General features: G+C 42.6%; 3 protein-coding genes. 1 reads left to right on the plus strand and 2 read right to left on the minus strand.

Annotated features, from left to right (window positions below):
• Positions 1-19 precede the first annotated feature (19 nt).
• Positions 20-9409 carry a sialidase domain-containing protein gene (locus tag AB1I63_05535; protein MEW4354346.1) on the minus strand — a complete coding sequence of 3130 codons (9390 nt, stop codon included), beginning with the start codon at positions 9407-9409 and terminating at the stop codon, positions 20-22.
• 579 nt (positions 9410-9988) lie between these two features.
• On the opposite strand from AB1I63_05535, the gene AB1I63_05540 reads away from it, so the two are divergent.
• Positions 9989-10882 (plus strand): haloacid dehalogenase-like hydrolase, encoded by an 894-nt coding sequence (locus AB1I63_05540; GenBank protein ID MEW4354347.1) that lies wholly within the window; start codon positions 9989-9991, stop codon positions 10880-10882.
• A 561-nt stretch (positions 10883-11443) separates the two neighbouring features.
• On the opposite strand, the gene spxB is transcribed toward AB1I63_05540, so the two are convergent.
• Positions 11444-13225 carry a pyruvate oxidase gene (gene spxB / locus AB1I63_05545; protein MEW4354348.1) on the minus strand — a complete coding sequence of 594 codons (1782 nt, stop codon included), beginning with the start codon at positions 13223-13225 and terminating at the stop codon, positions 11444-11446.
• Positions 13226-13341: the final 116 nt, after the last annotated feature.

The following is a 13341-nucleotide window of genomic DNA, read 5'->3' on the forward strand; positions in this document are numbered from 1 at the left end:
AATACTTAGCAAAGCAATCTTAACCTTCATTCTTCTTACGAACAACGGCTGTTGCGCCCATGGCTGCAAGAGCTAATCCTGCTAAGGCTAGAGTTGAGTCTTTGATGCCTGTATTTGGCAACATCTTCTCAGTCTTCATACCCTTATCTTGCATTGCCTTATCATCTGCCATTGCTTCATCAAGCGTAGTCTTATCAGACATCTTCATGTCTTTTTGACCATTGGCTAGTAATTGAACACTGGCTTTCTTGGTTGAAGTTGAAGCAAACGCAACACTTGAAACAGCTGGTTTATCCTTGGCATAGACAAGCGCGTACTGGCTAAAGTGAGTCACTTTAAACATGACTTCGCTCATATCCGAATTTTGCGTGAACGGCAAGCTTTCTGTCATATTATTTAGTACATAATAGACTTTATCCACCTTGCCCTTGCTCGGAATAACCACAATCACTTCACCCTTAATGTGTACTTCTTCATCTTTATCATTGTAAAGGGAAATATCATACAAATCATAAGCTTGATTCTCTGAGCCAGCAGGTGTCATCGGACGAACTTTCAGCTTAGTTGCGCCATTCAAGCTAGACACCATACCTAAAACTTTTATTTGCGTGCCTTCGTGAACTAAGCCCATCATCTTGTCCTCCATGCTTGGAGTTTCTGGTGTTTCTAAGCTTGATTTAGCAACTGTTGGCGCTGGCTCAGCGCCCACACTATGGTGCAACTCTAACGTTGGTTTTTCAACTGTTGGAGCTGGCTCGGCGCCTACGCTGTGATGCAATTCAAGAATTGGTTTTTCAACTGTTGGAGCTGGTTCGTCACCTACGCTGTGATGCAATTCAAGTATTGGTTTGGAAACTGTTGGCGCTGGAACGTCGCCTACGCTGTGGTGCAATTCAAGAATTGGTTTAGCAACCGTTGGCGCTGGCATATCACCCACACTATGGTGCAACTCTAAGCTTGGTTTGGCTACTGTTGGCGCTGGCATATCGCCCACACTATGGTGCAACTCTAAGCTTGGTTTGGCTACTGTTGGGGCTGGTTCATCTCCTACACTATGGTGCAACTCTAGCGTTGGTTTTTCAACTGTTGGAGCTGGCTCGCTTCCCACACTATGGTGCAACTCTAGCGTTGGTTTTTCAACTGTTGGAGCTGGCTCAGCGCCCACACTGTGATGCAATTCAAGAATTGGTTTTTCAACCGTTGGTGCTGGCTCGGCGCCCACACTATGGTGTAATTCGAGACTTGGTTTGGAAACTGTTGGGGCTGATTCATTACCTACACTATGGTGTAACTCAAGGCTTGGTTTAACTGCTACTGTTGGTGCTGATTCATTGCCTACACTGTGGTGTAAGTCAAGACTTGGTTTTTCAACTGTTGGGGCTGATTCATTGCCTACACTGTGGTGTAAGTCAAGGCTTGGTTTCACTTCTACTGTCGGTGCTGACTCATTGCCTACACTATGGTGTAGCTCAAGGCTTGGTTTCACTTCTACTGTCGGTGCTGACTCATTGCCTACACTATGGTGTAGATCAAGACTTGGTTTCACTTCTACTGTCGGTGCTGATTCATTGCCTACACTGTGGTGTAGGTCAAGACTTGGTTTCACTTCTACCGTTGGGGCTGACTCATTGCCTAAAGAATGATGTTTCTCAGGTTCAGTTGGCGTTTCTGGAACTGTTAGCATTGGCTTGTCAACAATTGGCACCTCACTATCGCCCACACTGTGATGTCTCATCAATGGTGTCTTCAAGCGAATTGGGTCATTATTAACATTGACCAATTCTCCTGATACTTTCGAGTCAATCGCACTATTCCAATCTCCTGCATCTGACAAAGCATAGATCAATGTCGTTGGATTGTATTGAGTGACAAAGGTTGCACGATGTCCGTTTTCAAGAAGCAAGTCTGGAGATTTTCTTGCCAAGACTGGCTCGTTGAAAGTAAGAGCTACAACAGTTTCATTGACCTTCGTAATCTTTTCAATGTAGACATCTTTCTCATGTGTATCCCATCCGTCTGTCAAGAAGTTCCAGTTGAATTTCTTAAAGCTGATAGTGTATTCATTTTCTCTGCCCTCAGCGTGTTCATACAAGACACCATATTCATTTGGTCCAATTTCTTGAAGTGAGTTATAGGCAAACTTACCATCTTGGATGAGATTATGATGAAGCCAAGTGAGACTACCGTCTTCTTCTACACGCGCCAAACGAGCGGTACCCTGAGTTCTGCTGTTTCCAGCACCGTTGGCATTAGTCAAGACAACGTATTCTTTGCCTTCATGCATAGTATGAATAGCGGCTAATTGAACATAAGAATCATGGACATCTTCCATGCGTTCAACTTCTGGCTCCCAAGTTTCACCACCGTCGTGGCTGGTTGCGACCTGCACACCACGAGTGAGATTACGCATGAATAGTTTCAAATCACCATTGTTCAACTGAACAACTGTCGCTTCTGTATTTTGTGCAGCTGCGACATTCATGGTGCTTGAATCAAGCGTTGTACCATTGAAGTTACGTCCATCATTGACTGCTTCACCTGACTGCCAAGTCATACCGTGGTCGTCTGAGTAGATGACACGAGAAGATTGTGAGCCACCTAGACCACCAGTAAAGTTCGTAGAGTAAGTCGGAATGACCAAGCGTCCCTTATGCGCTCCTTCACGAAGTACGATACCAGTACCTGGGCCGATGCCATAGAAATTCATCCAAGGTTTCTTAATCTGCGGTGTAATATCACGCGGACTTGACCAGGTCTTACCATCATCATCACTATGAGATTCCCAAATGTAGCTATGATTTGCCACACGGAAATCAGATGTTTTATTTGTTTGGAAGTAAACATTTCCTTGCAATTCTTCGCCAAGATAAATATCTCCCAAATCGCTAAAGGCAGCTTCTTTGCCTTCTACCACAACACGATAATCTGTCGCTTCACCAGCTGGTGTATAAACGACACCGTTTTCACGAATGGTATAAGGTGTAGTTTCCCCTGTCTTATACAAGTTCAAGTAAGTCTTACCATCCACCACTGTATAAGCTTCTTCTTTTGTTTGTGGCAAGCCAAGAACCGCACGTCCTTCTGGGAACATATCAAAGAGTGAGTAAATCCGTTTGGTTTCAGAATCTTGCACCAATGCCATGTCAATGTTAAGCGGAGCACCTTGGTTGCGATTGCTTGCATTTTCGTTATTTCTCAAGTCTGAAATCGTAATAATCTTGCCCCATGTTTGACCCTTGTCTTCGCTGCGTCTAACGACCATCGCGATATCCCCATAGTCAGCGGTATGTAAGCGACGATCATCCGTTCCTGCGATCAAGGTTCCCTTATCGGTCACAAGAAGAGTTGGAATGCGATAACCATAGGTACCTCTAGCATTATGACGACCTGACAAACCACTCTTATAGAGGTCTGCCTTGTCTGTCAAGACGGCACCTTCAGCAAGGGTTGACGTACGATCTTCACGGAGATAGAGACTAGAACGAGTCGCCACTTCTTCTGGAGTCAGAGCACGGTTGAAGATACTCAAGCGATCCACATCGGTATTAGAACCCCAAACACGTTGCGTATGTCGATGGGTCAAGCCAAGTTGGGCAATATCACCATCTGGCAGATCCTTGATAAATTTAATCGGATCCGTGCTTGTGATTTCTTTTGACAAGATACCGTTTACATAAAGACTGAGTTTGCCTGGTGTATCACCGTCTGGTTGTTTAACAGTCAAGGTTACGCTATTCCACTCACCTGGTTTGATACTTTCTGTCGCATCACCAAAGCTACCATAGAATTGTGCTCCGTTTGCACCACGCGCTTCAAGACCTGGCTTGCCGTTTAGTACATAAAGAGTCAAGTACTCATTAGCCTTACTGCTGCTAGAGATGGAGAAGAGGCTGGTGAGGGTCGGTGGATTTTGATCAGACTTAAATTCTAGGTGAATCGTGCTATTTTCAAGATTCTTGAATTTTGGTAATTCCTCTGTCAAATCAACACGTTTACCATTTGCATCATTCAATGTCAAGCCTTCACGACGAAGAATTTCATCACCCTTGAAGTTTTCAGCAATCATGTCTTTTGGTACACCATCAGTTGTCTCATCTGGTGTTTCTGTTGCATCTGGTTGAGGTGTTTCCTTAGGTTCTGTCAAAGAAGATGGCAAATACTCAGGTGAGAGTTCATAGAGCTCTACTTCTTTCAACGTCATCATCTTGTTATTCACCGTAGAAGCGTTTTGTTTTGCTTCAAGAACAGTCAAGACCACTCGGTCGCCTTTGACAATGCCATTACCAAATACCAAGCTAGATTCTGCATCTTCAAACGGCACTTCTACGACAGCAGATTGGTAAACTTGAGTGTCTCCATCATAGACAGTCGCACGGTACTTGGTCACTGTTCCATTTCCTGGTGTCCGTTTCAAGACCTTGAGACCTGCAAGGAAAGTTGGACGATCTTGACTGACGGTAAAGGTGATGTCTTGTGGAAGAGTAACCGTATCTGGCAACTTACCATTGACATGGTTTGGAGCGTAGTCCCACTTCAATTCAGTCAAGGAATTGGCATCTCCATCATTTAGTTTATCCACACCATGACCTGCTTGATACACATCTGTATTTCCAGATACTGCGATATTTGCATTTGCAATCTTCGTAGCAGAGACCGCACCTGTATTTTCAAAGAAGCGGACTTCTTTTAGCGTCATCATTCGGTTATTCACAGCTGTGGCAGATGTCCGTGCTTCAAGGACTGTCAAGACAACTTTATCCACAAAGCGAACTTTGTCAAAGGTATGAGTGATAGTCGGCGCTGCAAAGTCAACAGCCATCTCTTCTGACTCATAGACCTTCTTCTCACCATTATAAGCTGCGATCTTATATTTCGTCACTGTACCATTTCCTGGTGTTCTCTTGACGATTTCCATAGACTCAAGATAAGTCGGACTGTTTGCATCAAAAGTAAAGGTGATGTCTTGCGGAAGTGTTACATTGTCTGGCAATTTTCCATTGACATGATTTGGAGTGTAGTCCCACTTCAATTCTGTCAAAGTAGCTTCATTGCCGTCAGTCAATTTATCCACACCGTGACCACTTTGGTAGACTTCATCATTTCCAGTTACTGTAATGCGGCTGTTTTCTACCTGACGTCGAGTTTCTGCTTCTGGCTGACTGTTACTTTCTGCTGCAACTGGCACAAAGTTACTGCCGACCAAAATTGGATTTTCAAAGGTGAAGTTTGGTGTATCATCTACTAAAGCTTTCAAGCGAACAGTCGCTAAGGTACGTGTACCAGAAATAGTTGGCGCAGTCTTGGTATTTGTAAGAATCACAAAGGCTTCTTGACTCTTATCACCATGTGTCCGTACGTTTGAGAAGTTTGTCATGGTAGATAATTCAGAATCTACCGTAATACCACCCACTACTTCATACTTGCTCTTATCAATTCTGAAACTAGAGTTGATCGCCTCTACATCTGCAAGATTGTGACCAGTTAGGGTAAGGGTAAGTTCTTCTCCTTGATGAACAGCTTCCTTATCCATAGTCCAGGTCAACTGACCGCTTGCTTTTTTAGCTGGCTTAAAGTTTCCTTTACCAATTCGACCAGTTGCATAGTAGATATCATAGGCATCAATGACATCATTGCTATTTAAGTCAGCGACTTCTACATAACCTTCAAAGTCACTGTCAATGCCTCTGCGAAGACCAGCATAGTTGGTGAATGAGGTAATATCATTCTCATCAATCTCACCATCACCTGTCACATCTCCGACCGTCCGTTTTTGAGTGCCTTCTTTTTGGAAGAAGACAACGTCTGTTCCAGAAACGTAGTTACCAACTCCTGCACTGACATTCAAGCGAACAAAGCGTGCTTCAAGATCTTCTGGTAGAGTAATCGTTTTTGAAGTCTTATCAACTGCCCAATGAACTGGATTTGCCAAACGTTTCCAATGCACGCCATCCACACTGTAAGTGACTGTCAAATCCGTAATCATACCGTTTGTTCCACCATCTTGACGAGGAACATAGACGATTTTATCTAGGTCATAGGACGCTTTCAAATCAAAGGTCAAGGTTTCAGGGACAGAGTTTTCACCCCATTTAGAATGGTACATAGTGCTACCATCTAAATCGACTAACTTCTTGAAGTCATAGCCTGGATGAGCTGGGTGAGTACCGGTAGCCGTAATTCCTCGAACCGCTAGACGCAATGGGTCTTCTTTGGTTGCAGTCGTAATGGTATTTGACCATGGAGTGACACCAGCATCTGTTACCGCACGAACCTTATAGTTATGCGTCGTGCTGTATTCCAAATCTTCATTGACAAAGCTAGTGCCCTTCAAATTCGTATAAAGGATACCGTCCACTTCAACATCGTAGCTCTTTGCACCTTCAACTTCAGTCCAAGTAAGCGGAATAGTGGTTGGTGTATTGTTGTCCTCTACATTGCTAAGCGTTGGTGCTGCTTTTTCAATGACATTCTCAGGCGTAGGTACCTTGTCATTCATGACAAAGCCTTCAACTGTAACCTGAACCTTATGCATGGTCACATCCATTTTTTCAGATTTGACACGAAGAACAGGATTTTTCACGATTTCTTGATTATGGTAAGCCCCACCCTCTGTTGAGAATTTATTGAGGTTTGGACGTGCATCATAGAAGTAGACGTTGCTGCCTGCTTCAAATTCTGCCAAAGTATGCACTTCGGTAAGCGCTTTCTCAGAACCGTCTACAAGGAGCTTCACAGCACTTGGTTTGCTAGATACATTCACATTGAATTGACTAGCTTTTTCTTTGACAAATCCCTCATAGTTATTATTGGTTACTTCCATTGTCAAGGTTGCAGTAGTGCCAGACAAGGAGCTTGTGATATGAGTTTTTGCCACCTTATTATTGAGATAGTCTTGTGTGAGACCATCATCTTCTACCAAAGTAAACTCTGTATTTCCATGTGGGTAAAAATCTACTTGACGTAAGCTATGATCAATCTCAGTAGGGTTGTTATGAGCTTTGGTGACTGGGATAATTGCTCCATTTTTCACAAAAATTGGCAATTTCCAGATCGGAGTCTCAAAGTTATTGAGCATGCGACCACCTTGGTAGATTTTACCAGTAAAGTAGTCAATCCACTCTGCCCCTTTTGGTAGGTAGATGCCGTTTCTGACGTCGTTTCCTGCCTCATCACCTTGGACATTTTTGTAGACTGGAGCCACAAGGAAGTTCTCACCATACATGAATTGGTATTTCACCACGTTTGAGTAGTTCACTTTCTCCTCTGGGAATTCAAGGAACATGGCCCGAACCATTGGCTTACCATCTGCTGCTTCGTGTCCAATACTATAACTATATGGCACAAGTGCAGATTTCATCTTGAGATAAGAACGGTTGATATCTGATGTTGTCGTATCAAGCGCAAATGGTGTTTTCGGATTGCTTCCCCAACCATCCATGTTTAGTTGTAGTGGAGTAAAGGTCTTCCATTGGTAATCACGGGTATTGACAACCTTATTCAAACCACCAAAGATACCATCCATGTCAGAGCCGACATTTGGCTGACCAGAGAGCCCTGTTCCGATATAGGTCGGAATGTGGAAACGGATATACTCCCAGTTACCACCTGTTTGGTCTCCTGTCCAGATACCACCGTAGCGTTGGGTTCCTCCCCAACCGTCAAGCGTAATGATGAATGGACGTGCATTGTTACCCTTTTCAGTCATAATCTTAGCAGCATCTGCAATACCGTTCAAACCAAAGGAATAGCCAGGTCCTACCCAAGCAACATCTGTTTTGAGAACACGAACCAGACCTTTTTCAACTTCATTTGGAAGGTCCCGTTGCAAGAGCGGAGGTACCCCTTCTTTTGGATGCAGGTCAGATTGAGTCCACAAACCAGCCTTGATTCCACGTTCAAGAGCATAATCACTAAATTCTTTCAGGTTTTGAATATTGCCCTCTAAGGTATCTGCCTGTCCATAACCTGCACCGTAGCCATCATTAACCAACATCCAGCCAATCGGCATATCTTGTTTCTTATAACGATCAAGCACCGCACGCGCGGTAAAGGCATAGTTTGCATCTGACGGCGCACCATTTAGCGTTTCTTTAAATTTCGGATTGTTTTCCAAAGAAGTTGGAATTTTTCCTGGTTGGTATTCCTTATACCATTTTCCTTTTTCTTCAAAATAAACAGCCCCATAAGTTCCTTCTGGAACTTCCACCCATGTATCACGGTTATAGGCATTCAAGTGTCCTTCATAAAGCGCAAAGAGTGGCAAGACAACGGGTTTACCAGTCAATTCATAGTAATCTCTCAAGATGTCAGCTGGTTTATTGTTAACAAAGTAGAAAGCATCAAAATGGCTGTCTTTGTGGCTAGTGATGACCTTGTCAGATTCTGTTTTTTCAAAGTCGTATTGCCCTGGTTTAAAGGTATGGCGAAGCACACCATAGCCGTCTGTTGTCCAGTAGAATGGATTTGGAGAAGCAACCCCTTTATCCACCCAGTTATTGGTGTTTGCAATCTCAATTTTTTGCCCCTTATGGGTAAAGCGACCATTTTGCGTACCACCACCGAAATACTCTGTATCTTCACCAGCTTTTAAGACCTGAGTAGCAGAGCTTGAGCGCAAATCAAGCGGAGCGGCTTCTTCCACCACTGTCTTTCCAGTTGCCTTATCAACGATCTTAAGGGTACTTCTCATCTTGTCTAAGAAGAGAGCGATAGCATTATTGCTCAATTCATAGTTGCCATTATTAAAGACAAGACTTGGTGCCACAGAAGAAGTATAATCTGAAATCTTCTTCGCCAAGATATTGGCAGGACGGTCTTCACGAGATGGTGTTGCCACCTCTAAAAATTCATCCTCACCTGGAACGACATGGTAACGAACGACATGATCCCCGTAGAAAGAAACTTGTCCTTTTTGACCGGTTTCATAAGTGACATCAAAAATATTTGAATTTGTAGCATTAACAGTGACATTTGTAATAGCTCCTAGCTGAGTCGGTGTTTTTCTCACTGGCTCTTCACTAGCACGGTCTGTTGGTTTTGAGACTGGAGTTTCGGCTACTTCTTTTTTATCTTCGACTGGTGCAACTTCCTTAGTCTCTTTGACTTCCTCAACAGCTGGTGTTGAAGCTTTTTCATCGAGCTTAGCTTCTTCTGCTTTCTCCACTACTGGTGCAGTATTTTCTTGTGAAGTGGCTGTTGTTGCTTCTCCTTTTTCTTCCGTAGAAGGAGTGACTGCACTTGATTCTTTATCTAAAACTTTTGCTTCAAGCGCTTCCCCTCCTGGTTCAGCAGGTGTTTCGGCTTGTGCTGTATTCACACCAAAGACAACACTTCCGATAACCACAGAAAAAGTCCCAAGCGCTAATTTACGGATGGAATACTTTCTTTGTTGGTCAAATATGCTTTTCATACGAAGCCTCCCATATTTTCTTTTTTACGATTCACAATGAGCAAACGAACAAATGTTTAAAAATCTGTTCATCCTACCGACACAAATCTTTCTCTCCTTTCCATCTTAAAACACTAATAAGATAGCGCTTACATTTCGGAGCATAAAAAAGAAATCTTTACTCTCTCGTCTGAGCTTTCCTTGCTACGATAGATGGAAGATAAGAAAATCAAGAGTAAACAAAACTTAACGACTTTCTTATTTCTCATCAATCTTCACTCATCCAGTTGTCTGTAAAGACCTCCTACCTTGCTTCTTATAGATGTTTGACAGTCTTTTATCATTAGTATAAAAGTAATATGCTACTTACCCGAGAAAGTATGCCCTCTTCCATCAGATAATAAAAGAACTATAACCACCAATAATATATCAATATTTGTAGAATTAGTCAAGCGATTTTTACACCTATCATAGACAATTCATAGAGAAAATTCGCTCCCATTCCTTTCATAGAAAGCTTGCAGAGGATTCTCATCACAATTTCACATAGACGAACCAAAAAACATATGTTATAATAATCATAGAATTGGAGGCGTGTACATGAAACGATTACTCAGCTGCTATGCCAGCGATTTGCAAAATCTATCAAAAGACGAACTCAAGCAAGCTATCTCAACCAGTGAAGGACGGACTATTTTAGGAGAAACCGTTGTTACCGCAGCTCCTCTCCTTGAAGGGGTGAGTAATCCCGAGGTCATGGCGAGCTTTGGAGCAGACCTCATCGTTCTCAATGAGTTTGACGTCTTTACCACTTTTATCAACGGCTTTCATCCCTGTGAAAATCCCATTGCAGAAGTCAAACGTTTGACTGGAAGACCTGTTGGCATTAACCTTGAGCCTGTTGATAGCACCGCTCAAGTCCTTGATGAAAAAGTCATACTCAGCAAAGGCAGACAAGTCAGCAAAGAAAGTCTTCAAGCTGCCCAAAATCTCGGAGTAGACTTCCTCATGCTGACTGGCAATCCGTCTACCGGCGTTTCCCTTGCAGCTATTAAAGAAGCTATTGCTCTTTCAAAAACCTATTTTAAAGGCTTGATTTTTGCTGGGAAAATGCATGGTGCAGGACTTTCTGAGGACATCTTCTCCCTTCAAACACTGACTGACTTTATCAAAGTAGGGGCAGATGGAGTGCTCATCCCCAGTCCATCGACCGTTCCCTTTGCGACAGAAGAAGCCGCCTATCAAGCCAGCAAAGCCGTCAAAGAACTAGGTGGACTGGTGATTACAACCATCGGTACCAGCCAAGAAAGTGCCGATGAAATGACCATCCGTACCATCGGACTTTCTAATAAACGAATCGGAGCTGACATTCATCATATCGGAGATGGCGGTTACGGTCGCATGCCGATTCCTGAAAATATTCTCGCACTGGGCCTAGCCATCCGTGGCAGACGCCATACTTATTTTAAAATGTCCCAATCTCCCTTGCGTTAACACAAAAGCTGAGCATCTCTGTCTCAGCTTTTTAGTATTCTCTATATGCAAATCTCACAGCTATATTTGTTTACTTTTGATTTACTAAAAAGAAACAAGACGCAGGCAGAACTTAGATTAGCTGAGGATTATTACATAATCCTTATTTCCAACCTCCAACAGTCTGTGAGACTGTTGGAGCAAAACAAGTTAACGACGGAATAATACTCATTGAATTTCAAAAATAGCGGTTTCGCGACTATTTCAAACAAGATGTGACTTTTGATGGATGAATATAAGGTTATTTTCAAAGTAGTGAAATTATTCGCAACAGTTACGCTGTTGCGAATAACGGAAATTTTGAGACTTTTGGCTCAAAATTTAGCAATGAAACTCCGAAGGAGATTGCTTGCGTTCGCACTATTTAAGAAAGTAACAAAAATGCTAATTTTGATTTTTAAAGAGTATAAATAAAAACATAAAGATTACCGTCACACATACTTGACTTTCACTTTCCAAATCATAACACACAAAAACAGGTAGGAACATCCTACCTGTTTGAGACGATTATTCGTCAAGGGCTTATTTGTAGTTGCGTGATTCCAAACCTTCTTCTTCAAGGAATAGACGGAATGGTACCAATTCTTCAGCTTCATATTTTTCTTTGTAAGCTGCGATTTCTTCAGCAGAGTAAGCTTTTGGATCCAAACGAAGTTCTGGAGCTTCTACTGGGATTGGACGGTGTTGTGTGATGCGAGCATCGATCACAACAGTCTTACCTTGTTTGTTCAACTCAACAGCTTCTTTCATCACAGCGTCGATATCTTCGATACGATCTACTGTAAATCCAACCGCACCTTGTGCTTCTGCGATCATCTTGTAATCAGGGTTTGTGAAATCTACACCAAACAAGTGTTTGTTTGTGTCTTCGTATTTGTTCTTGATGAAAGCATACTCAGAGTTTGAGAAGACAACGTTGATAACTGGAAGGTTGTATTGAACGTTTGTAATCACGTCTGGGTAGCACATACCAAAAGCACCGTCACCCATGATGTTCCATACTTGGCGATCTGGATTGTCTTTCTTAGCAGCGATACCACCAGGAAGGGCAATACCCATTGTCGCAAATAATGGAGATGTACGCCACATGTTCTTAGGAGTCATGTGCAAGTGACGAGTAGATGTTTGTGTTGAGTTACCTACGTCGATTGAGTAGATCGCATTTTCATCAGCGTATTTGTTGATTGCATTGTAAACTTGGTACAATTGCAATTCGCCTTCAGTTTTACCTTCAAGCTTGTTCATGTAATCACGCCAGTTTTGGTTGTTTTTCACAACTGCTCTCCACCATGGAGTTGACTCAACTGGGTTTACTTTTTCAAGGATAGCTGCTGCTGCATCTTTCACATCACCAAGGATAGATGCATCAAGCGCATGACGTTTACCAAGTTTGTAAGGATCGATATCCACTTGGATGAATTTTTCTACGTTTTTGAATGTGTTGTACACTTCTGAGAATGGGAAGTTACATCCAAGGAAAAGAACTGTATCTGCTTCAAAGATCACTTCGTTAGCTGATTTCCAACCAACACGGTAAGCTGAACCAGTCAATCCTTCGTAGTTCCATTCAAATGCTTCAAAGTTTTTACCAGTTGTAATGATTGGAGCTTTGATTTTACGAGACAATTCAGTCACTACATCACCAGCACCAACACCACCAAAACCAGCATAGATTACTGGACGTTTTGCGTTGTTCAAGATTTCAACAGCTTTGTTGATTTCTACTTCGTTCAAAGCTGGAGCTACAAATGTGCGGTCGTAAGTACCTGAACCGTAGTATGAATTCTCATCAATTTCTTCAAAACCAAAGTTTACAGGGATTTCAACAACAGCTGGACCTTTTTTCGCAATCGCAGCACGGCAAGCTTCATCGATTACTTTTGGTAATTGAGCAGCGTAAGCCACACGTTTGTTATACACAGCCACACCGTTGTACATTGGGTTTTGGTTCAATTCCTGGAAAGCATCCATGTTCAACTCATTAACTGGACGTGATCCAAGGATGGCAAGCAATGGAGTTGCGTCCATAGCTGCATCATAGATACCATTGATCAAGTGAGTTGCACCAGGTCCACCAGAACCTACGCAGACACCAATAGATCCACCAAATTTCGCTTGCATCAATGCAGCAAGTGCACCAGTTTCTTCATGACGGACTTGCAAGAAACGAATGTCTTGATCTTCAGCAAGTGCATCCATCAATGAACTCAATGTTCCTGAAGGAATTCCGTAGATCGTATCTACGCCCCATGTTTTCAACACATTTAACATTGCTGCAGAAGTAGTAATTTTCCCTTGACTCATAAAAAAGTCTCCTCCATAAAAATAATAAGAATGGTATGGTTCATTAAAGTTCTTCATTATCTGAAAACGCTTTAACAAATCTTACACTACTACTTTATCACATTTCCAAAAGATTT

The sequence above is a fragment of the Streptococcus pneumoniae genome (genome assembly GCA_040719455.1).
GTDB lineage: Bacteria > Bacillota > Bacilli > Lactobacillales > Streptococcaceae > Streptococcus > Streptococcus pneumoniae_G.